The following is a 19532-nucleotide window of genomic DNA, read 5'->3' on the forward strand; positions in this document are numbered from 1 at the left end:
GCGGCTGCTCCGGGCAGCATCGAAGGTCGAGCGCGACCGGGCCCCATCGTCAGCCGAGGACGGCCGGGGGTGCGGAGTCTTCGCCCAGGACGTGCTCGGCGAGGAACGCGAACACCGTCTCGTACCAGACCACGGCGTGCTGGGGCTTCAGGACCCAGTGGTTCTCGTCGGGGAAGTACAGGAAGCGGTGCGGCATGCGCCCGTCGGGGTCGGCGTGGTGCTCGGCGAGATCCGACCAGAGCCGGAGGCCCTCGCCGATCGGCACCCGGTAGTCCTTGTCGCCGTGAACGACGAGCACCGGTGTGCGGATGTCGGCGACGAAGCGGTGCGGGGAGTGCTCGATCATCGCCTCGGGTGTGAAGATGCGCTGCCAGTAGTCGGAGCTGTCGGTCGTGCCGGCGAACTGGTCCAGGGCCCACAGGCTCGCGTGGGTGACGATCGCGCGGAACCGGTCGGTGTGCCCGGTGACCCAGTTCGCCATGTACCCGCCGAACGATCCGCCCATGGCCGCGGTGCGCGACGCGTCGACGTCGTCACGGGCGACGGCGGCGTCGGTGATCGCCATGAGGTCGGTGTAGGGCTTCCCGCCCCAGCTGTTCCAGCCGCGGGCGATGAAGTCCAGTCCGTAGCCGGTGGACAGCGCCGGGTCGGGAAGCAGCACGGCATAACCGCGCGCCGCTGCCACCAGCGGAGCCCACCGCCAGCTCCACGCGTTCCAGCTGTTCAACGGCCCACCGTGGATCCACAGCAGGAGTGGAGCGGGGGCGTCCGGCGACGCGCCCTCGGGAAGGACAAGCCAGGAGCGCACACGCGCCCCGTCGTCGGCGGTCGCCTCGACTTCGGTGATCCGTGCCGGATGAGCGGGCGCGGGTGCGGGGGTCGCCAGGGCGGTCACCTCACCGGAGGCGTCGATCCTCGCCGGGTGCGGCGGCACGAGCCACGACGACCGCAGTGCGACGAATCCGCCGCCGGAACGGTCGACGCGGACGTGGGAGTAGGTGAAGTCGTCCGAGACGATCGGTGTGACACCCGTCTCGTCCTCCTCGCGGGCGTCGAGGGATACCCGGAAGATCGGGCCCCTTCCGTTGTCGTCGGCAGTGACGATGAGCGCGTCATCCGCTGCGGCGAAGGCGATCGATGAGGGCCAGCGGTCCCAGCCCGCAGCGACCCGCCGAGCATCGGCCCCGTCGACCCGCGAGACCCAGAGCTCTTCGGGTGTCGGGCCTTCCGGGGTGCGGATCGCCGTACGGACGTAGGCGATGCGCGTGCCGTCGTGGCTGAACGCGGGCATTTCGATGTCGTATCCGTCCTCGTCGCGGAGGACAGTGGAGCTCCCGGTCGACGTGTCGATGCGCACCAGGATGCGGCGACCGCCGCGTGACTCGGGGCGGTCGAGCGAGACCACGAGGGTGGCCCCGTCGGGGCTCAGGGCGGCCGAGGCGTGGCGGAGAGCGCGACCGGGGGCGGGCATGAGATCGACGGGCCGGGGCAGGGTCGCCGGGTACGGGGCCGGCGCCGCTTCCCCCGCCGCGTCGGCGGCGGCCTCGGCTTCCTCGATCGCGGTGTCTTCCACGGCCGCGGCGAGGGTGTCGGCGAGACCGGTGAGGTCGATGTCGAGAAGGTGCGGCTCAGCGGGACCCAGATCGTGGTCCCAGAAGCGCACCGGATACGTGTCGTGCAGGATGGCGGAGACCTTCTTCTTCGTCCGCTCCGCGCGCCGGGCCGCGTCGTCCTCGATCGACGCGGCCGATCGGAGAAGCGGTGCCGAGACGATGACGCGGCCGGCCTGCTCCGCCGTCGCAGCGATGCCGCTCACGCCGCCGGCGAGCCGAGTGACCGGGCGGGCCTCGCCACCGCGCGCGGGGAGCAGCCAGAGCTGGCCAGGTTCGTCGTCGACATCCGATTCGATGTCATCGCGCGCCGAGACGAAAAGGATGTCGCCCTGCGGCGTGAACGCCGCCCCGCTCTCGCCCTTCGCCGACCGGGTGAGGCGCCGGGGAGCACCGTCTCCGCGGGTCGGCACCGCCCAGAGCGAGCGCTCGTACCCCGTGGCATCCTTCTTCAGCGCCGCCACCGTGAGAACGGCGGTCGTGCCGTCGGGCGAGAGGGCGAGCCCCTCCACGCGAGGAAGGGCGATGAAGTCGTCGAGGACATCAAAGGGGGTGGGCATCCCCCCACGCTAACCGAGCGCCTCGCGGACGCGGCCTGTGGGGTGCGGCATGCTGTGGACGAGGAGAGGGGTGCCGATGCTGGTCGCCGTCGTCGGAGGAACGGGAACCGTGGGCGCGCACACCGTGCGTGCTCTGCGCGAGAAGGGGCACGACGCCGTCGCGCTCAGTCGGGCGAGCGGGGTGGATGTCACCACCGGCGACGGACTGGATGAGGCCCTCGCCGGGGTCGATGCGGTGGTGGACACCACGAACCTCTCGACCCTGTCGGCCAGGGCATCGGTGGCGTTCTTCGAGGGCGGCACCCGGCGCCTCCTCGCCGCGGCCGAGCGCGCCGCGGTGTCGCACCTGGTGATCCTCTCGATCGTCGGGGTGGATCGGATGCCCCACGACTACTACGCCGGCAAGGTGACGCAGGAGCGCCTGATCGCCGCGGGGGAGGTGCCCTGGAGCATCGTCCGCGCGACCCAGTTCCACGAGTTCGCGGCGCAGATCTTTCGGCAGGCCGCCATCGGCCCGATACACCTCGCGCCGCGGGCACGTCTGCAGCCGGTCGCCGCGGCCGAGGTCGGCGGCTACCTCGCGGAGGTCGCCGTCGGCGCCCCCCGAGGGCGGGCGCAGGAGATCGCCGGCCCGCTCGAGGAGGCGCTGGATCGCATGGTCGCCGACTACGCCCGAACGCGCGGCGAGCGGGTGTGGACGCCGTCCGTGAGCCTGCCGGGAAAGCAGATGAAGGCCCTGCGCGATGGTCTCGGACTCCCCGTCGGCGAGCCCCGACGCGGGTATCAGACCTATGCGGAGTGGCTCACATCTCTTCGTGAGTGAGCGGGTCGCCGTCCCAGAGCCGGCCCCGCTCGAGCCCGCTGATCTCGGCGACCTCGTCGGCGCTCAAGGAGAAGTCGAACAGGTCGGCGTTCTCGCGCTGGCGCTCGGGGTCGGCCGACTTCGGAATGGCCGTGCTGTCGAGCTGGACGTGCCACCGCAGAACGATCTGCGTCGGCGTCTTGCCGTGAGCCTCTGCCAGGCGCACGATCACCCGTTCGGTGAGCAGCTCGCTGCGGCGCGCGAGCGGGCTCCAGCTTTCGGTGCGGATGCCGAGCTCGGCGTGGAAGGCGCGAAGCTTCGCCTGGGGGAAGTAGGGATGCAGCTCGACCTGGTTGACCGCCGGGATCACGTCGGTCGCCTCCACGAGTTCGGTGAGCATCTCCTCGGTGAAGTTCGACACTCCGATCGAGCGGACGAGACCCTCCTCCCGCGCCTCGATCATGCCCCGCCACGTGTCGACGTACTTCCCGACGCTCGGATTGGGCCAGTGGATGAGGTGAAGGTCGATGCGCTCGAGACCGAGGCGGTCCAGAGAGTCCCGGATGCTCTGCACCGCCTCCCTGCGGCCGTGCTCGCGACCGGGGATCTTGGAGGTGACGAGGATCTCGTCACGCGGCACGGATGACCGCCGCACGGCCTCGCCGACCTCGCGCTCGTTCTCGTAGTTGACCGCGGAGTCCAGGAGGCGGTAGCCGGTGTCGAGGGCGGCGACGATCGCGTCCGATCCCGCGGCTCCGCGCAGGTTGTAGGTGCCGAGTCCCACCTGGGGGAAGTACACGCCGTCGTTGAGGGTCACGGTGGGGATGGAGATCATGTCCCCATTCTGGCCGCGGCGCGGCATCCCCTCCCGCTCTTGACTTCCGCCTCTTCAGGCGGCGCAGTCAGAGGTCCTCGGGTGCGAGATCGCCCTGTCCCTCGTCGCCGAGCTCGGCGGCGACAGGGTCTTCACCCTGGGTCTCGGGCTGAAGCACCTCATCGGGATAGGCCTCTTCGGGTGCGCCGGCGGCGACGGTGTCGGCGTCGGGCAGCCGCCCCTCGAACTCGAGCTGCGCAAGGTCGTCCTCTCCCCCCACGGTGGTGTCGGCGACACCGGGGCTCGTCTCGCCGACCACCTCGAGGCCGGGTGCGTCATCGCGGTCGGGGGTGGTCTCGCTGAATCCGCTCATCGTGATCCTCTTCTCCTCGGTGGTGACACCCGAGTACACCGCGGATCGCAGGGGCCGTGCACCGGGGTGACGCCACGCGCATCTTCGCCTATGCTCCGTCGGCGGGGTCGGTGGTGCCGCGCACACCCACGATGGCCGCGTCGACGACGCTGGCCGCAAGGGCGTCGATGACCTCGCGCGACTGCCAGCGCACCGGACCGTGGACGGCGATGTCGGCGAAGCCGTGGACGGCGGACCAGCACGGCCACTCGGCGAGGCTCCGCCGCTCGGGGGCGAGCGCACCGGCATCCACCATCTCATCGAGCACGTCCATCAGCAGTCGGAAGGGCGCGACGATCTCGTCATCGAGGGTGACGATGCCCTCGCTGGCGCGGGTGTCCTGCGTGAAAAAGGCGGTTTCAAACCAGCCGCGCTCGTCGACGGCGAAAGCGATGTAGGCCAGGCCCACGCGACGCAGTCGCTCGATGGATGCCGCGGCGCGGCCGAGCGCGGACGGTGTGTCGGCGACCCGCGCGGCGATCGCCTCCGCCAGCAGGCGCTGCGCGTGGCCCGCCACGGCACGCACGAGCGTGTCGCGGTCGGCGAAGTGACGATACGCGGCGTTCGGAGAGACACCGACCGCCCGCGTGATCTCACGGAGCGAGACCGCGCCCGGACCGCCCTCCCGCGCGCGGGCGAGACCCTCCTGCACCAGCGCGTGTCGGAGGTCGCCGTGATGATACGTGCGTGCGGAAGCGGCCATTGCCTCCTCCGCCCAGGGTGTGTAGATTGGCGCCACCACCGATGTTCACGGTGTGAACATTAGTCTACCGCAGCACCGGGAACGGTCGGCCCAAGATCGACGGAACAAGCACGACGGGAACGAGGACGATGAGCGCGCAGACGACCGATGCCGCGGCGTACGCACCGAGCCCTCGAACGATCCGCGCGTTCTACCAGGTGCTCGTCAACACCGCCGTCGCGAATGTCACATCGAGCTATCTGTGGTGGGCGCTGACGTTCTGGGCGTATCTCGAGACGGGGTCGGTGCTCGCGACCTCGATCATCGGCGGGTCGTACATGCTGCTCGTCGCCCTCCTCGGCGTGGTGTTCGGCGTGCTCGTGGACCGCATGAAGAAGAAGGCGGTCATGCTGCTCTCGAGCACCGTGACGCTCGTGACCTACCTGCTCGCCGGCGCGCTGTACCTGTCCTTCCCCGAGAGCGTGCTCGTCGACTGGGGCGGGCCCTGGTTCTGGCTGTTCGCCGGCGTCATCCTCATCGGCGGAGTGGTGGAGAACCTCCGCAACATCGCGCTGTCGACCACCGTCACCCTCCTGATCCCGGGCGACCGGCGCGATCGCGCCAACGGACTCGTCGGCGCCGTCCACGGAATCGCGTTCATGGTCACGAGCGTGTTCTCGGGCCTGTCGGTCGGCCTGCTCGGAATGGGGTGGACGGTGGTGATCGCGATCGCGGCGACCGCCGTGGCCCTCACCCACCTCCTCTTCGTGCCGATCCCCGAGCGAGGCGTCGTGCACGTGGAGGGCGTGGTTCCGCAGACCGGGTTCCGGGGTGTCATCCCGGCGGTGATCGTCGTTCCCGGGCTCCTCGCCCTCATCCTGTTCACCACCTTCAACAACCTCGTCGGCGGCGTGTTCATGGCGCTCATGGACCCGTACGGCCTTGAGCTGTTCTCCGTGGAGGTGTGGGGCATCATCCTCGGCATCACGAGCTTCGGCTTCATCATCGGGGGCGGCCTCGTGGCGAAGTTCGGCCTCGGCAGGAATCCGGTGCGCACCCTCCTGCTCGTCAACGTCGCCATCGCGATCCTCGGCATGACGTTCGCGATCCGCGAGTGGTGGTGGCTGTACGCCCTGGGGCTGCTGGTCTTCATGTGCCTCATGCCGATCGCCGAGGCCTCCGAGCAGACCATCATCCAGCGGGTCGTGCCCTACGAGACGCAGGGGCGTGTCTTCGGTTTCGCCGCGAGCGTCGAGTCGGCCGCCGCGCCCGTATCGGCATTCATCGTCGGACCGCTCGCGCAGTTCTGGCTCATCCCGTTCATGGACTCCGAGGCGGGCCGATCATCGCTCGGGTGGCTGCTCGGGCCGGGCGAAGCGCGCGGCATCGCGCTGGTCTTCGTCGCCGCGAGCGCCATCCTGCTGGTCGTCGTGCTGCTGGCGTTCTTCTCCGCGCCGTACCGACGACTGTCGCGCGCGTACGCCGCCGCGCCGGCGCCGCTCTCGGCCGAGTCGGCCGCGACGGACGCGGAGCGGGCGGCGGCCCTCGGCGAAGCCGGCGAAGACCTGCGCTCGGCGGTGCGCTGAACCGTCGCATCCGACCCACAAGGAAAGGAACACCCCGTGAGCGCCGTGACTTCCGCTCTTCCGCCCGTCGTCAGCGAGGACGAGTGGCGGCGCGAGCTCGCCGCCCTGCGCGTGCGGGAGAAGGCCGCCACCCGCGAGCTGGACGCGATCGCCGCGCAGCGCCGACGACTGCCGATGGTGGAGCTGCCCGACTACGTTCTCGAGGGGCCCGCCGGGCCTGTCCGCCTCGTCGACATCTTCGCGGGCCGGTCTCAGCTGATCACGTACCACCACATGTGGCACCCGGGGGCCGAGTGGCAATGCGGCGGCTGCACGTCGTTCACCTCCCAGTTCACGCGAATGGGGTTCCTCGACCATTACGACGCGCAGTTCGTCATCGTCACCCAGGGCGCGATCGACGAAGCTCTGGCCTACCGGGAGAAGGTCGGCAATCGGATGGACTGGTACTCCACGGCGAACAGCCCCTTCGGGGCCGACATGGATGCGCCCGCCGGCGGCGGGTTCGCGGTGAACGTGTTCCTCCGCGACGGCGACACGGTGTATCGCACGTGGCACACCAACGGGCGAGGCACGGAGCAGCTCAGTCACACCTTCGCGCTCGTCGACCTCCTGCCCTGGGGGCGACAGGAGGATTGGCAGGACTCCCCCGACGGCTGGCCGCAGGAGCCGACCTACTCCCGCTGGATCGACCCGAGTGAGATCGCCGCTCGATACGGCGCCGGGTCCGGCCACCGGGATTGAGGAGGTGTCGTCGGCGGCTCACGGTGATCTTCCACCGGGGCTTTCGCGGCCCGCGTTGCGCGCTCTGAACGCGGCCGGCCTCCAGACACTCGCGGATGTCGCGGGCCGGCCCCGGGACGAGGTCGCCGCGCTGCACGGCGTCGGCCCAGCGGCGCTTCGCGCGCTCGATGGCGCGCTCGACGCGGCGGGGCTGCGCTTCGCGCAGCGCTGAGCGGGCGCATCCCCGCCCTCCCGCGCCCCCGGGTCCCCACCTCCCCACCGCGAGAGTGCACCCTCGCGGGTGGGGAGTGCACCCTCGCGGGGCGGAGGATCAGGCGCGGGTGGGGAGAGCCGCGCGCAGCGCCTCCACGAGCCCCGTCGTCGGACGGCCTAGCAGACGAGCAAGGGTCGGGTCGACCTGCGCGAGGTCTCCCCGCGCGATCCCCGCCTCCAGCTCGCCGACGAACCCGGCGGTGCCGGCGTCGAGTCCCGCTTCGGTCATCGCCTTCTCGAACGCCTCGCGGTCCATCGACACGAAGGCGACGTCACGCCCCACCACCTGCGAGGCTGCGGCGGCCAGCTCGGCATAGGTGAACGCCCTGTCACCGGTCAGTTCATACACGCGACCCTCATGCCCCTCCTCGGTCACCACGACCGCTGCCGCCTCGGCGTAGTCGGCGCGAGCCGCCGCGGCGACGCGGGCGTCGCCGACCGATGAGGCGATGACGCCGGTCTCTGCCGCTCGGCTGACATTGGGGAGGTAGTTCTCGATGTACCAGTTGTTCCGAAGAATGGTCGACGGGATGCCGGATTCTGCGATCGCCTCCTCGGTGGCTGCGTGATCGGGGGCGAGGACGAGCGTGCTGGTGTCGGCCTGCGCCAGGCTCGTGTAAACGAGCCTTCCCACGCCGCCCTCCTTCGCGGCGGCGATCACGTTGCGGTGACCGGCCAGGCGCGCACCGGGCTCCGACCCCGACACCAGCAGGAGAGTGTCGACACCATCGAGCGCCGCAACAAGGCTCTCGGGGGTGTCGTAGTCGAAGGGGACGACGCGGACGCCCTGGGCCGCCAGGTCGTCGGCCTTCGAAACGGTGCGGGCACCAGCGACGATCTCCTCCGGCGCGACACCCCGGCGAAGGAGGGCGTCGATGACGAGGTGGCCGAACTGTCCGCCCGCGGCGGTGACGAGGATGGTCATGGGAGTTCCTTTCGATACCGGCACGCGCTGTGCCGACACGGGAGAGAAGACCCCGGGCCGAGCTCGCATTCCCCTCGATGGGTACCCACTTTCAGGTAAGGTACCCACGTGGACGTAAGTCTTGCGGAGATCCGGAAGCGCGCGCCGGGCGCGTTCGAAGCGGCATGTCCGAGCCGGGTCGTCCTGGACCACGTGATGAGCAAGTGGGGGGTCCTCGTCCTCCTCGCTCTCACCGACGGCACGACCCGGTGGGCACAGCTGCGCCGCACCGTCGAGGGCATCAGCGAGAAGATGCTCGCCTCGACCCTGCGCACGCTGGAACGCGACGGCCTCGTGCTGCGGGTGTCCTACCCCGAGGTGCCTCCGCGCGTGGAGTACTCCCTCACTCCTCGCGGCGAAGAACTGATGGCCCGGATGATGCCGCTCATGGCGTGGATCGGCGAGCACGCCGACGAGATCGTCACCGGCGCCGCTCCCGAGTGACACCCTCTGCTACCGTCGACGCGTGGGAACGATAAACGTGGCGCCCGTGATGGCGCTCACCGCACTGGTCCGCGACCGCCGCGCCTGACGGCGCGCCGCTCCCGTCGCATCGCGCCGTCTCCTCCGAGTCCTCCTGCACTCGGACGGACGCTCGGGCTCTCTCCACTTCTCCGCGTCCCGCACCGGGTGCTCCCCTCTTCATCGGAGCACGCCCATGCCTCGTTCTCTCCACGGCGGCCGCCATGAGCTCGGCCAGAACTTCCTCACCCACACGCCGTCGATCGACCGGATCGACGCCCTCGTTCGCAGGACGCAAGGCCCCATCCTCGAGATCGGCGCCGGCGACGGCGCCCTGACACGGCGGCTCGCAGCCACCGGTCGACGGGTCACCGCCATCGACATCGACGAGCACCGGGCACGCGGTCTCGCGCGGTCCCTGCCGAGCGTCTCCGTCCGTCACGCCGACGCCCTGCGGCATCCGCTCACAGACCCCGTCATCGTCGGCAACATCCCCTTCCACCTGACCACCCCGATCCTGCGACGCCTGCTCGGCGAGCGGCACTGGCGAGATGCCGTGCTCGTGACCCAGTGGGAGGTGGCACGGAAACGGGCGGGCGTCGGCGGGCAGACCATGATGACCGCGCAGAGTGGCCCGTGGTTCTCCTTCGGGCTCCACGGCAGAATCCCCCGGTCGGGTTTCACCCCGGCGCCGAGCGTGGACGGCGGCATCCTCACGATCACTCGCCGTGACGACCCGTTGCTCCCTGCCCGAGCACGTCGGAGCTACGAGCGGTTCGTGGCGGCGGTGTTCTCCGGCCGGGGGCGCAGCCTCGACCACATCGTCGCCGGCGCCGCGAGGATCGACCGGCGGCTCGCGCGGAACGCGCTCGCGCGCGCGGGCGTGGCGCACCGGATGCTTCCGCGCGATCTGACGGCGCCGCAGTGGGCGGAAATGTGGATGTCGCTGCCCGGGAACGAGAGAGGGGCGGACTGACAGGTCCTGGCTACGATGCGGACTCTCGCGTAGAAAGGGGCGGTCGGAAGGGGTGATCGGTGATCGATCGGGACGGGCTGGCGGAGTTCCTCCGCCGACGACGTGAAGCGCTGCAACCCGAGGACGTCGGGCTCACGCGCGGACCCCGCCGGCGCACAGAGGGCCTGCGGCGCGAGGAGGTCGCCGCGCTCTGCCACATGTCGACCGACTACTACGCGCGGCTCGAACGCGCCACCGGCCCCCACCCGTCCGAGCACATGATCGCCGCGATCGCCCAGGGCCTGCACCTCACGCTCGACGAGCGCGATCACCTGTTCCGACTCGCCGGCCACCAACCACCCCTGCGCGACACCACCAGCGAGCACATCAGTCCCGGGCTCCTGCGCATCCTCGACCGCCTGACCGACACCCCGGCCGAGATCGTCACCGAGCTCGGCGAAACCCTTCGACAGACACCCCTCGGCGTCGCGCTGCTCGGCGACGCCACAGGGCGCACCGGCCCCGCGCGAAGCATCGGGTACCGCTGGTTCACCGCTCCGGCCGCGCGGGCCGCCTACTCCCCCGACGAGCAGCGCCACCTGTCGCGGGTGTACGCCTCGGGGCTGCGTGAACTGGTCGCTCGCCGAGGCCCGCAGTCGCGGGCGGCCGCGATGGTCTCGCTGCTACAGGACAATGACCTCTTCCGAGAGGTCTGGGACACCCACGAGGTCGGCGCCCGTCCGACCGAGGTCAAGCGCTTCCACCACCCGTCGGTGGGACACCTCGAGTTGGCGTGCCAGACGCTCCTGGATCCCGATCAGTCCCACCGCCTGCTCGTCTACACCGCCGAGCCCGGCACCGAATCCCACGAGAAGCTGCAACTGCTGGCCGTCCTGGGCAGCGAAGCGTTCACCACCTGAGGCCCCGGATCCGGCAGGGGTGGACCGCTCAGCCGCTGATCGCCGGGTCCTGGATGCCGCGGCGCGGCCGATCGATCATGGGTTCACGACCTCGGACGAGGCCACGGAACGAAGGGCCGAAGACATGACACGCACGCAGAACTTCTCGATCCCCGACCTCACCGGAAAGCTCGCCGTCGTCACAGGCGCCAGCGACGGCATCGGCGTCATCATCGCGCGGCGTCTCGCCGACGCCGGTGCCGAGGTCATCCTGCCGGTGCGTTCGGCCGCGAAGGGAAACGCGGCGGTCAGCCGCATCCGCTCGGCCGTCCCGGGCGCGACCGTGAGCACGCGCTCCCTGGACCTCTCGTCTCTGGCGTCGGTCTCCGCGCTCGCCGCACAGCTGGGCGACGAGGGCAGCCCGATCCACTTCCTCATCAACAACGCCGGTGTCATGCGCCCGCCGACCCGTCAGGTGACGGCCGACGGTTTCGAGCTGCAGTGGGGCACGAACCACCTCGGGCACTTCGCCCTGACCCTCGGACTCCTCCCGTTGCTTCGAGCCGGCGCAGCCCGCGTCACCCACCAGACGAGCATCGCCGCGCGCAGCGGTGAGATCGCGTGGAGCGACCTGAACTCCGAGCACCACTACGACGCGATGCGCGCCTACGTCGCGTCGAAGATCGCCGTCGGCCTCTTCGCCCGCGAGCTGGACGCGCGCAGCCGCACCGGCGGGTGGGGGATCAGCAGCAACCTCTCGCACCCCGGCGTCTCGCCGACCAACCTGCTCGCCGCCCAGCCCGGGATGGGCCGGGCCCGCGTGACGCCCGAGCGCCGCGTGATCGGTCTCCTCGCCCGGATCGGGGTGACCGGGACGCCCGAGAGCGCAGCGCTCCCGGCGCTTCTCGCCGCAACCGGGCCCGAGTCCCAGGGCGACGAGTTCTTCGGGCCGAAGCGCCTCATCGGCGGGGCACCGACGAAGACCGAGCTGTGGGAACCGCTGCGAAGCCTCGATGACGCCCGCCGCCTCTGGGACGAATCCGAGCGGCTCGTCGGCATCCACGTCCCCCGCTGAGGTGTCGGGTGCCGGCTCGGCATGGCATTCGCGCTCATGAGGCTCCTTCATCGGGTCTACGGCCAGCGTAGGCGCGGTGAACCCCGCGTGGCATGATCGGGGCGTGGGGAAGCCACCCGACCTCGACACACTCGTCCTGATGCGACGGGTGCGTGATCGGATCGACCGCGACTACGCTCAGCCGCTCGACGTCGCCTCGCTCGCGCGCGGCGTGCACATGTCGGCAGGGCACCTCAGCCGGCAGTTCGTCCGCGCCTACGGCGAGTCGCCCTACGCCTACCTCATGACGCGGCGCATCGAACGGGCGATGGCGCTCCTGCGCCGCGGCGACCTGACGGTCACCGAGGTCTGCTTCGAGGTCGGATGCCAGTCTCTCGGCACCTTCAGCACCCGCTTCGCCGAGCTGGTCGGCGTTCCGCCGAGCGTCTACCGCGAGCGCGGCGCCCCGTTCCGCCCCGGCATGCTCCCCTGCATCGCCCGACAGGTGACCAGACCGATCAGGAATCGAGAAGCGGGCCGGTGACGGCAGGCCTAGCGTGAAGCCATGGACATCACGATTCACTCGAGCTTCCTGCCGCACACCGACCCCGAGGCATCCCTGATCTTCTACCGCGACGTGCTCGGCTTCGAGGTCCGGATGGATGTCGGCTACGAGGACATGCGCTGGATCACCGTCGGACCCGCCGGCCAGCCCGACACCGCCATCGTGCTGCATCCGCCGGCTGTCGGCACCGACATCTCCGACGACGAGCGCGACATGCTGCTCGGCCTCATCGCCAAGGGGAGCTACTTCGGGGTGAATCTCGCGACGGACGACCTCGACGCGGCCTTCGAACGCATCGAGGCGGCCGGCGCCGATATCGTCCAAGAACCGATCGAGCAGGATTACGGCGTCCGCGATGCGGCGTTCCGCGACCCGGCGGGCAATCTGATCCGCCTGCAGCAGAAGGGGGGTGCCTGAGATGGCGCCGGAGAAGTCTCAGACGAAGTCGGGGTTTAGCGACACCGAGCGCGCGGCGATGCAGCAGCGCGCCGAGGAGCTGCGATCGATGAAGGGCGTGAAGGGCGCCGCGAAGAAGGCGAAGGAGCTCGAGGCGTGCCTCGCCGCCATCGCCGAGCTGCCCGAGGGCGACCGTGTCATCGCCGAACGCCTGCACGTCATGGTGAGCGAGGAGGCGCCCGACCTCGACCCGAAGACCTGGTACGGCTTCCCGACCTACGCCAAGGACGGCAAGAACATCCTCTTCTACCAGCCGGCGTCGAAGTTCGACACCCGCTACGGCACCGTGAACTTCGCCGAGGACGCGATGATCGACGACGGCGAGATGTGGGCCGTCTCCTTCGCCCTGCTCGAGATGACCGAGGCGGCGGAGACGAAGATCCGCGGACTGATCCGCAGGGCGGTGGCGGCGGGAAGCTGAGGACCCCCGGTCGTGTCGGGGCCCGTGGGGGTGGTCGCCGGTATCGTCCCCGCCATGACCTTCGTGAACGTGGGAACACTGGGTGCGCTGCCCGGCAGACGCGATGAGCTGATCGCTCTGCTGACCCGACCCAGCAGCGGCCTCGGCGACATCGGCTGTTTGGCCTACGAGGTGGGGATCGATGACAGCCAACCCGACACGGTCTTCGTGATGGAGCTGTGGGAGAGTGCGGAGGCGCACCGTGCGTCGCTGGCCCTTCCGGAGGTGCAGGCGCAGATCGGCGAGGCACGACCCCTGCTCTCGGGCGAATTCGGTGGATTCCGGTTCGACGTCGTCGGGTCTCCCCTGTCGCCCTAAGCGGCGTCCGAGCACGGCGAGGCCGCCCGACAGATCACCCGCCGGACGGCCTGGCCGCGCCGGATCTCAGCCTCGACGCAGACGCGCCGTGGCGCGGGACTGGATGCGGCCGGCGAGGAGCACCGCGCCCAAGGCGATCAGGAACGCACCGCTGAGGACGCCCCCGCCCATCTGGCTGAAGAAGACCAGGGTCAGCTGGATGAAGGGGAGCGGCAGCACGAGCCACAGGCTCACCCGGCGCGCGCGGGCGAGGGTCACCGTGAGCCCGATCGCCCCCACCAGCCAGAGGGCGTTCGCGGCCATCGCGACGATGGGGAAGAACGCCAGGTCGATGCCGTTGATCGCACTGGTGACCGTACCCGTCGTGAGGAGCACGGTGCCGGCCGCGCCGACGAAGGCGCCCCAGCTCGATCGGCCGTAGCGGGCCAGTCCGAGGAACAGCACCGCGAGCGCCCACAGCGACACGGTGAACATCAGCAGGATGATGCGCGTGCGCGGATCGATCTCGGGATTCTCGTCCTGCGGGAAGACGATCTGGAGCACCCCGGTGATCAGCGAGAGGGCGCCGGCGAGGATCGCCGCCGTGCCGGCGAAACGTGCGCTGACGGCGCCGATGAGTCGACCGTCGCGCGGCGCGGGGACGGTCTCCGCCCTGGCGGAGACCGGAGAGGTGGTGGAGGTAGCCATTGTCAGGCCTTTCGAGTCGTGGTCAGGTCACCCCGACACCGAGGCGACGACTGCGAAACTATGGCGGCCGGGCACCGGCGGGCATCCGCCGCTCGTCGCGGACCTCACCCACCACGGTCGACGTCGGATAGCGACTTTGGTCGCTGTCGGGCGCGCCTGCCCGGCCCCTACGATCGAGCCGTGACATCCGCGCCGCCGGTCCCGCGCCCCGCTCGGGGGACGCTCTGGCGCGGCTGGACCACACCCCTCGACCTCGCGATCGCCGGGGGGATCGGCGTCTGGGCGATCCTCGAGGCGCTCCTCGTCCCCTCGGACTCGCCGATCGCGCAGCTGGCCTTCGCGGTGGCGATCTCCGCGCCGCTGATCGTGCGCCGACGGCTGCCGGAGGTCGTGCTCCTCGTCGTCGCGGCGGCGTTCGTCGCGCACGCCGCCACGGCGGGCGCCGACGCGACGTTCAACCCGTTCCCGAGCCTTCTCGTGGCGACGTTCACGGTCGCCGAGCGTGTCGCTCGATGGTGGCTCGCCGCCCTTCTCGGCGTGGTGCCGATCGCCGCGATGCTGGGCGCCGAAGAGCTCGGCTACTTCGGCTCACCGGGCATCGAGGCCGCGGGGGTCGTGTTCCTGCTCTTCTTCGTGGGAGGAACCTGGGCCGCGGGCCGTATCGTCCGGCTCCGGTCGCTGTCTGCGCAGACATCCGCAGCCGGTGCCGCGCAACGTGCGGCCGAGGCGGCGGCCTCTGAACGACGACGGATCGCCCGGGAGCTCCACGACATCGTCGCGCACTCGCTGTCGATCGTGGCGCTTCAGGCCGCGGCGGCCGAGCGGTTCGTGGACCGCGACCCGGCTCGCGCGCGCGTGCACCTCGATCACACGCGACGCACCGCCCAGAGCGCGCTCGACGAGATGCGCCACCTTCTCGAGGTGCTGCGCGAGGACGACGCCACCTATGAGCCGCAGCCCGGCCTTTCCGCGCTGCCCGACCTCGTCGCCGAGACCGAGGCGGCCGGTCATCCGTGCCGCCTGACGATCACCCACCCCGAGCGCGGCGACGAGCTGCCCGACGGCGCCGCGCTGACGGTCTACCGACTCGTGCAGGAGGCGTTGACCAATGCCCGCCGGCACGCCCCCGGCGCCGCGGTCGACGTGGTGGTCGACTGCGGCGACCGCCTCGTCGAGGTCACCGTTTCCAACGGACCTCCGACGAGTGCGCATGCGCGGCCCCTGACGACCGGGAGCGGCAACGGACTGCCCGGCATGCGGGAGAGGGTGCGACTCTACGGCGGTCTCCTGGACGCTCAGGCCACACCCGAGGGAGGGTGGCGCGTACACGCGACCCTCCCGCTGGGGGTGACGAGATGATCGGGACACCTCCCCCGTCCCCCGCGTCCCCCGCGTCCCCGCGGATCGTCGTCGCGGACGACCACGCCCTGGTGCGGTCGGGGATCATCGCGTTGCTCGAGGCAGCCGACCTCGACGTCGTCGGTGAGGCGGGAACCGGCCAGGAGGCCGTCGCCCTCGCGCGGGAGCTGTCACCCGACGTGGTGCTGATGGACATCCGGATGCCGGGGATGGACGGCATCGAGGCCACGGCCGCCCTGACGGCGTCGGACGACCCGCCCCGGGTGCTCGTGCTCACCACCTTCGACCTCGACGAGTACGTCTACCGGGCGTTGCAGTCGGGAGCGTCGGGGTTCCTCCTGAAGGACGCGCCGCCTGACCGGCTGGTCGACGCCGTGAAGACCGTGGCGGCGGGGGAAGCGCTGCTCGCCCCGACCGTCACCCGGCGACTGATCGAGAAGTACCTCGAGACCCCGGCGCAGCCGCTCCCCGGCCCCACCGACCTGACACCGCGGGAGACGGAGATCTGGCTGCTGATCGCGCAGGGGCTGTCGAACCTCGAGATCGGTCGGAAGCTCTTCCTGAGCGAGGCGACGGTGAAGGCCCATGTGACTCGTCTGCTGAGCAAGCTGGGTGTGCGCGATCGCGTGCAGGCGGTCGTCGTCGCCTACGAGACGGGTGCCGTGCGTGTCGGCGATCGACGGTCGTCGCGCACCGAGCGCTAGGGTGTGCGCATGATGCCCTGGGAGAACGTCGCGGCCTTCGTCGTCGCCTCGGTCGCCATCATCCTCATCCCGGGGCCCAGTGTGCTCTTCGTCATTGGCCGTTCGATCGCCCTGGGGCGTCGAGCCGGCGCGCTCAGCGTGATCGGCAACGCACTCGGCACGGTGCCCGCGGTCGTCGCCGTCGCGTTCGGCGTCGGTGCGATCGTGGCGTCATCGGTCGTCGCGTTCACCGTTCTGAAGATCGCCGGAGCCCTCTATCTCGTCTACCTCGGCGTGCAGGCGATACGGCACCGCAACGACGTCGTCGGGCGGACCTCGACGCCGAGCGGCGGCACGGCGCGTCTGCTTCGCGACAGCGCGTGGGCGCTCGCGGCCGGGACGGCGCGGGCGTGGTTCGCGACCTCACCCCGCCGGATGGCGACGCTGTCGGGCACCGGCGGCGTCATGATGATCGGCCTCGGCGGAACGCTCGCCCTCACGGGCTCGAAGACCTGACGGGCTCACGCGACCGCGACGTCGTGCGCGGCATCCCACCACTCCAGCACCCGCGTGCCGATGAGTGTCAGCCAGGGTGAGGGCTCGCCCTCGGGCACATCCATGTGGAACCAGACGCGGCCGGGCAGCCGACGCGACTGGACCCAGGTGCCATCGGGCTGACGCTGGTCGCGCACGACCTGAATGGCCTCGTCGAGACGCTCATCAGGGGGGAGAGCGTCGAACTCGGACGCATCCCGGAAGTAGTCGAGGGCGGCGAGCGCGCTGTAGACGTGCCGGTTCGGATAGAGGAACTGCGTGGCGAACGGGGCGACGAGCTCGCCGGTCGATGCCCGGTACAGCAGCCTGCGAGACAGGAGGTACTCCTCACCGGTGCGACGCACCTCGGTGAGCGTCCGGTCACCGGTCAGCCGCTGATACGCCAGGAGTCCGCGCAGGGCATTGAGCGTCGAGTGGAACGACGAGCGCACCGAGTCTCCCTCCTCGGCTTCGCAGTTCCACCCTCCGTCCGCGAGGCGATGCTCGCGGAACCACGCGGCGAGTCCGGACATGTCGACACCGAGCCATGCCCCGTTGGCCAGCGTGAAGGAGTTGATGCACACATCCACCTCCCCACCCCAGTACGGCAGGTCGTCGTACTCCCAGCGGCTGTTCCGCGCGAGCTTCTCGGCCGTGTCGCCGAGGGCCTCGGCGGGCACGCCGAACTCGCGCAGGTCTTTCAGCGTCCAGGTCGTCGCATTCCAAGGCTGACCCGGCTGCTGCGCCTCCTCACTGTCGAAGTACCCCGCGGGGAAATACGCCCCGCCCGCCCACTGGCCGTCGGCGTCCTGCCTCGACAGCAGCAGGGCCCCCCAGCCCTCGTGAGCGACGCGCTCGCGGGTCGCCTCCCAAATCGCGGGAGGCGCGTGCGCGACATCCCTCTCCACCTGCCAACGCAGTGCGGGGTCGGTGTCGAGCATCCACGCCAGAGTGCGCTCATCGATCGTCATGCACGGCACGGTAGTCCGCGGGTCGGACATCCGGAACTGCAGATCAGTCCCGGACCTCGATCACGATCGACGTCCCGTCGGCGATGACACCCGGCCCCCTGTCGGGCGTGGGTGCGGGAACGGGGATCTGCTGCTCGGTCTCCCACGCCAGCCGCGCCTCGTGCGCGGCCGGGTGGAACAGTTCGTCGACACCGAGAAGCCCCCCGGATGACGGCGTCGAGCCGTCCGTCTGATCTCGGTGCCGCAGCGAGGCGACCCCGACGCCGACGAAGACGACGGGAATGCAGAGCACGAGCGCGACGGTTGCCCAGCCCAGGACATCAGTCATGCGAACCAGGCTAGAAGGAGGCCGGAGCGGTCCGCGTCCCCCGAAAGGATGACATTCCGGGCACGGCCTAGTCTGTGGGGATGCGCGACGGAGCCGGTCGGGACGGCGAGATCCTGCGGCTGCGACCCTTCGCCTTCTTCTGGGGCGCGTCGACGCTGCGGGCGGTCGGGGGCGCGATGGCGACGATCGCCTTCCAGGTCATCATCGTCACCGTCCTCGAGGCGACACCCGCACAGATCAGCATCCTCAGTGCCCTCAGCGTCGTTCCCTACCTCTTCCTCGGGCTCATCGTCGGTGCGCTCATGGATCGGTGGCGGAGACAGCGCACCCTCGTCCTCACCAGCGTCGGACGGGTCATCGCCTTCGCCGTCGTCGCGGTCCTCCTCGCCACCGACGCCCTGGACTTCTGGTCCCTCGCCGCGGTCACGCTGGTCGTCGGAGTGCTGACCCTGTTCGCCGACTCCGCCGCACAACCGCTCCTCCCCCGGATCGTCCCGCGCCGCTCCCTCGTGCACGCCAACGCCCGCCTCGCACAGAGCGAGACCGTCGCGGGAACGGCGGGGCCCGCCCTCGGCGGCTTCCTGCTGAACCTCGTCGGGCCGACGATCCTGTTCACCATCGAAGCGGTCATCCACGCGCTCGCCGCGCTGCTGCAAACCCGCATCGCGGTCTCCGAGCCGCCGAGCACCCGGCGGGCACCGGCGCGACATGTCGGACACGACATCGCCGACGGCATGCGCTACACCTACCGGCACCGCACGCTCCGCCCCCTGGCGATCTCGATCCACGTGTGGTTCCTGGCCAACAGCATCATCGCCACCGTGCTGGCGGTCTACGTCCTCCGCGAGCTCGCGCTCCCCTCGTGGGCGTTCGGTCTCGCCCTCGCCATCGGTGGTGCCGGCGGCTTCGCAGGCGCGCTCATCGCCCCGCGCGTCGGGGCCCGCCTCGGCGCCGGACGGGCGATCCTCCTCGGACGCACCCTGGTCGTCATCCCCTGGCTCGTCCTCGCGGCGGCACCGCTGACCGCCGCCAGCGGCACCGGCCCGATCCTCGTCGTGGTCGGCCTCGCCCAGCTTCTCTACGGTCTCGGCATGGGACTCGAAGACGCGAACGACATCTCCTACCGTCAGGCCGTCGCCCCCGACGACATCCAGGGCCGGATGAACGCCACGATCCGCACGATGAATCGCGTCGTCTTCTTCGTCGGAGCGCTCCTGGCCGGCATCCTCATGACCTGGCTCGGCTACCAGGCCACGATCGGGGTGGCCGCCGTCATCTTCGCCGCCGCGGCCCTCGTCGTCGTGGTCTCACCGCTCCGCGACGCGCGGCATCCTGAGGGTTCACCGTGACCCGGGTCGCGAGAGCCCGACCGGCGTAG

23 protein-coding genes and 1 pseudogene are annotated in these 19532 nt (G+C 70.6%); 16 read left to right on the plus strand and 8 right to left on the minus strand.

Features of this window, described 5'->3' with window-relative positions; all coding sequences use genetic code 11:
* Positions 1-49 precede the first annotated feature (49 nt).
* Positions 50-2170 (minus strand): S9 family peptidase, encoded by a 2121-nt coding sequence (locus MA875_RS12610; RefSeq protein ID WP_248242602.1) that lies wholly within the window; start codon positions 2168-2170, stop codon positions 50-52.
* Positions 2171-2246: 76 nt separating this feature from the next.
* On the opposite strand from MA875_RS12610, the gene MA875_RS12615 reads away from it, so the two are divergent.
* Positions 2247-2993, plus strand: a complete 747-nt coding sequence (locus MA875_RS12615; protein WP_248242672.1) for an SDR family oxidoreductase — start codon at positions 2247-2249, stop codon at positions 2991-2993.
* Here the strand turns inward: MA875_RS12615 and MA875_RS12620 are convergent.
* The 3 genes from MA875_RS12620 to MA875_RS12630 form a co-directional block, all read right to left on the minus strand.
* Entirely contained in the window at positions 2974-3807 is an 834-nt protein-coding gene (locus tag MA875_RS12620; RefSeq protein WP_248242603.1) for an aldo/keto reductase, read from the minus strand. The genes MA875_RS12615 and MA875_RS12620 overlap by 20 nt on opposite strands.
* Positions 3808-3874: 67 nt before the next feature.
* Positions 3875-4159: a hypothetical protein gene (locus MA875_RS12625; RefSeq protein WP_248242604.1), complete on the minus strand. Its 285-nt coding sequence runs from the start codon at positions 4157-4159 to the stop codon at positions 3875-3877.
* Positions 4160-4247: 88 nt separating this feature from the next.
* Entirely contained in the window at positions 4248-4901 is a 654-nt protein-coding gene (locus MA875_RS12630; RefSeq protein ID WP_248242605.1) for a TetR/AcrR family transcriptional regulator, read from the minus strand.
* 128 nt (positions 4902-5029) lie between these two features.
* Between MA875_RS12630 and MA875_RS12635 the strand changes: the two genes are divergently transcribed.
* Genes MA875_RS12635 through MA875_RS12645 form a run of 3 tightly spaced genes read left to right on the plus strand, consistent with a single transcriptional unit; the run spans position 5030 to position 7418 of the window.
* Positions 5030-6466: an MFS transporter gene (locus MA875_RS12635; protein WP_282449000.1), complete on the plus strand. Its 1437-nt coding sequence runs from the start codon at positions 5030-5032 to the stop codon at positions 6464-6466.
* Positions 6467-6502: 36 nt separating this feature from the next.
* The gene (locus tag MA875_RS12640) at positions 6503-7207 is read left to right on the plus strand and encodes a DUF899 domain-containing protein (protein ID WP_248242606.1); all 705 of its coding nucleotides are present in this window, start codon (positions 6503-6505) and stop codon (positions 7205-7207) included.
* 55 nt (positions 7208-7262) lie between these two features.
* The gene (locus tag MA875_RS12645; RefSeq protein ID WP_248242607.1) at positions 7263-7418 is read left to right on the plus strand and encodes a helix-hairpin-helix domain-containing protein; all 156 of its coding nucleotides are present in this window, start codon (positions 7263-7265) and stop codon (positions 7416-7418) included.
* Between the two features lie 99 nt (positions 7419-7517).
* On the opposite strand, the gene MA875_RS12650 is transcribed toward MA875_RS12645, so the two are convergent.
* Positions 7518-8384 carry an SDR family oxidoreductase gene (locus MA875_RS12650; protein WP_248242608.1) on the minus strand — a complete coding sequence of 289 codons (867 nt, stop codon included), beginning with the start codon at positions 8382-8384 and terminating at the stop codon, positions 7518-7520.
* A gap of 108 nt (positions 8385-8492) precedes the next feature.
* Here MA875_RS12650 and MA875_RS12655 point away from each other — a divergent pair, with 108 nt between their 5' ends.
* The 8 genes and pseudogenes from MA875_RS12655 to MA875_RS12690 all read left to right on the plus strand — a co-directional run bounded on the left by MA875_RS12655 (position 8493) and on the right by MA875_RS12690 (position 13592).
* The gene (locus tag MA875_RS12655) at positions 8493-8867 is read left to right on the plus strand and encodes a winged helix-turn-helix transcriptional regulator (protein WP_248242609.1); all 375 of its coding nucleotides are present in this window, start codon (positions 8493-8495) and stop codon (positions 8865-8867) included.
* A 214-nt stretch (positions 8868-9081) separates the two neighbouring features.
* Positions 9082-9825, plus strand: a pseudogene (erm, locus tag MA875_RS12660) (23S ribosomal RNA methyltransferase Erm); the annotation flags it as partial.
* Between the two features lie 95 nt (positions 9826-9920).
* Positions 9921-10760 carry a helix-turn-helix transcriptional regulator gene (locus MA875_RS12665; protein ID WP_248242610.1) on the plus strand — a complete coding sequence of 280 codons (840 nt, stop codon included), beginning with the start codon at positions 9921-9923 and terminating at the stop codon, positions 10758-10760.
* 124 nt (positions 10761-10884) lie between these two features.
* Positions 10885-11814, plus strand: coding sequence for an SDR family oxidoreductase (locus MA875_RS12670; RefSeq protein ID WP_248242611.1), 930 nt, complete (start codon positions 10885-10887; stop codon positions 11812-11814).
* A 139-nt stretch (positions 11815-11953) separates the two neighbouring features.
* A complete protein-coding gene (locus tag MA875_RS12675; RefSeq protein ID WP_248242674.1) occupies positions 11954-12337 on the plus strand; it encodes a helix-turn-helix transcriptional regulator in 384 nt (127 codons plus the stop codon).
* Positions 12338-12358: 21 nt separating this feature from the next.
* Positions 12359-12775 carry a VOC family protein gene (locus MA875_RS12680; RefSeq protein WP_248242612.1) on the plus strand — a complete coding sequence of 139 codons (417 nt, stop codon included), beginning with the start codon at positions 12359-12361 and terminating at the stop codon, positions 12773-12775.
* Between the two features lies 1 nt (position 12776).
* Entirely contained in the window at positions 12777-13235 is a 459-nt protein-coding gene (locus MA875_RS12685) for an iron chaperone (protein WP_248242613.1), read from the plus strand.
* A gap of 54 nt (positions 13236-13289) precedes the next feature.
* Positions 13290-13592 (plus strand): putative quinol monooxygenase, encoded by a 303-nt coding sequence (locus MA875_RS12690; RefSeq protein ID WP_248242614.1) that lies wholly within the window; start codon positions 13290-13292, stop codon positions 13590-13592.
* 66 nt (positions 13593-13658) lie between these two features.
* Here MA875_RS12690 and MA875_RS12695 read toward each other — a convergent pair whose 3' ends face one another.
* Complete coding sequence (locus tag MA875_RS12695) at positions 13659-14279, minus strand: hypothetical protein (protein ID WP_248242615.1); 621 nt, start codon at positions 14277-14279, stop codon at positions 13659-13661.
* Positions 14280-14459: 180 nt separating this feature from the next.
* Between MA875_RS12695 and MA875_RS12700 the strand changes: the two genes are divergently transcribed.
* Genes MA875_RS12700 through MA875_RS12710 form a run of 3 tightly spaced genes read left to right on the plus strand, consistent with a single transcriptional unit; the run spans position 14460 to position 16837 of the window.
* Positions 14460-15638, plus strand: a complete 1179-nt coding sequence (locus tag MA875_RS12700) for a sensor histidine kinase (RefSeq protein WP_248242616.1) — start codon at positions 14460-14462, stop codon at positions 15636-15638.
* Complete coding sequence (locus MA875_RS12705) at positions 15635-16342, plus strand: response regulator (RefSeq protein WP_248242617.1); 708 nt, start codon at positions 15635-15637, stop codon at positions 16340-16342. The genes MA875_RS12700 and MA875_RS12705 overlap by 4 nt, the downstream gene beginning before the upstream one ends.
* Before the next feature lie 9 nt (positions 16343-16351).
* Positions 16352-16837: a LysE family translocator gene (locus MA875_RS12710; RefSeq protein WP_248242618.1), complete on the plus strand. Its 486-nt coding sequence runs from the start codon at positions 16352-16354 to the stop codon at positions 16835-16837.
* Positions 16838-16842: 5 nt separating this feature from the next.
* On the opposite strand, the gene MA875_RS12715 is transcribed toward MA875_RS12710, so the two are convergent.
* Together MA875_RS12715 and MA875_RS12720 are read right to left on the minus strand one after the other, a co-directional pair.
* Positions 16843-17826, minus strand: coding sequence for a squalene cyclase (locus MA875_RS12715; RefSeq protein ID WP_248242619.1), 984 nt, complete (start codon positions 17824-17826; stop codon positions 16843-16845).
* Between the two features lie 43 nt (positions 17827-17869).
* A complete protein-coding gene (locus tag MA875_RS12720; RefSeq protein ID WP_248242620.1) occupies positions 17870-18154 on the minus strand; it encodes a hypothetical protein in 285 nt (94 codons plus the stop codon).
* 80 nt (positions 18155-18234) lie between these two features.
* Between MA875_RS12720 and MA875_RS12725 the strand changes: the two genes are divergently transcribed.
* Positions 18235-19503 carry an MFS transporter gene (locus MA875_RS12725; protein ID WP_248242621.1) on the plus strand — a complete coding sequence of 423 codons (1269 nt, stop codon included), beginning with the start codon at positions 18235-18237 and terminating at the stop codon, positions 19501-19503.
* Positions 19504-19532 lie beyond the last annotated feature (29 nt).

It is taken from the genome of Microbacterium kunmingense (assembly GCF_023155745.1).
GTDB classification, from domain to species: Bacteria; Actinomycetota; Actinomycetes; order Actinomycetales; family Microbacteriaceae; genus Microbacterium; species Microbacterium kunmingense.

Excerpts from the sequence above, each read along its gene's own strand:
- MA875_RS12610 (WP_248242602.1), bottom strand. The coding sequence starts at position 2,170 with ATGCCCACCCCCTTTGATGTCCTCGACGACTTCATCGCCCTTCCTCGC.
- MA875_RS12615 (WP_248242672.1), top strand. The coding sequence starts at position 2,247 with ATGCTGGTCGCCGTCGTCGGAGGAACGGGAACCGTGGGCGCGCACACC.
- MA875_RS12620 (WP_248242603.1), bottom strand. The coding sequence starts at position 3,807 with ATGATCTCCATCCCCACCGTGACCCTCAACGACGGCGTGTACTTCCCC.
- MA875_RS12625 (WP_248242604.1), bottom strand. The coding sequence starts at position 4,159 with ATGAGCGGATTCAGCGAGACCACCCCCGACCGCGATGACGCACCCGGC.
- MA875_RS12630 (WP_248242605.1), bottom strand. The coding sequence starts at position 4,901 with ATGGCCGCTTCCGCACGCACGTATCATCACGGCGACCTCCGACACGCG.
- MA875_RS12635 (WP_282449000.1), top strand. The coding sequence starts at position 5,030 with ATGAGCGCGCAGACGACCGATGCCGCGGCGTACGCACCGAGCCCTCGA.
- MA875_RS12650 (WP_248242608.1), bottom strand. The coding sequence starts at position 8,384 with ATGACCATCCTCGTCACCGCCGCGGGCGGACAGTTCGGCCACCTCGTC.
- MA875_RS12670 (WP_248242611.1), top strand. The coding sequence starts at position 10,885 with ATGACACGCACGCAGAACTTCTCGATCCCCGACCTCACCGGAAAGCTC.
- MA875_RS12675 (WP_248242674.1), top strand. The coding sequence starts at position 11,954 with ATGCGACGGGTGCGTGATCGGATCGACCGCGACTACGCTCAGCCGCTC.
- MA875_RS12680 (WP_248242612.1), top strand. The coding sequence starts at position 12,359 with ATGGACATCACGATTCACTCGAGCTTCCTGCCGCACACCGACCCCGAG.
- MA875_RS12685 (WP_248242613.1), top strand. The coding sequence starts at position 12,777 with ATGGCGCCGGAGAAGTCTCAGACGAAGTCGGGGTTTAGCGACACCGAG.
- MA875_RS12690 (WP_248242614.1), top strand. The coding sequence starts at position 13,290 with ATGACCTTCGTGAACGTGGGAACACTGGGTGCGCTGCCCGGCAGACGC.
- MA875_RS12695 (WP_248242615.1), bottom strand. The coding sequence starts at position 14,279 with ATGGCTACCTCCACCACCTCTCCGGTCTCCGCCAGGGCGGAGACCGTC.
- MA875_RS12705 (WP_248242617.1), top strand. The coding sequence starts at position 15,635 with ATGATCGGGACACCTCCCCCGTCCCCCGCGTCCCCCGCGTCCCCGCGG.
- MA875_RS12710 (WP_248242618.1), top strand. The coding sequence starts at position 16,352 with ATGATGCCCTGGGAGAACGTCGCGGCCTTCGTCGTCGCCTCGGTCGCC.
- MA875_RS12715 (WP_248242619.1), bottom strand. The coding sequence starts at position 17,826 with ATGACGATCGATGAGCGCACTCTGGCGTGGATGCTCGACACCGACCCC.
- MA875_RS12720 (WP_248242620.1), bottom strand. The coding sequence starts at position 18,154 with ATGACTGATGTCCTGGGCTGGGCAACCGTCGCGCTCGTGCTCTGCATT.
- MA875_RS12725 (WP_248242621.1), top strand. The coding sequence starts at position 18,235 with ATGCGCGACGGAGCCGGTCGGGACGGCGAGATCCTGCGGCTGCGACCC.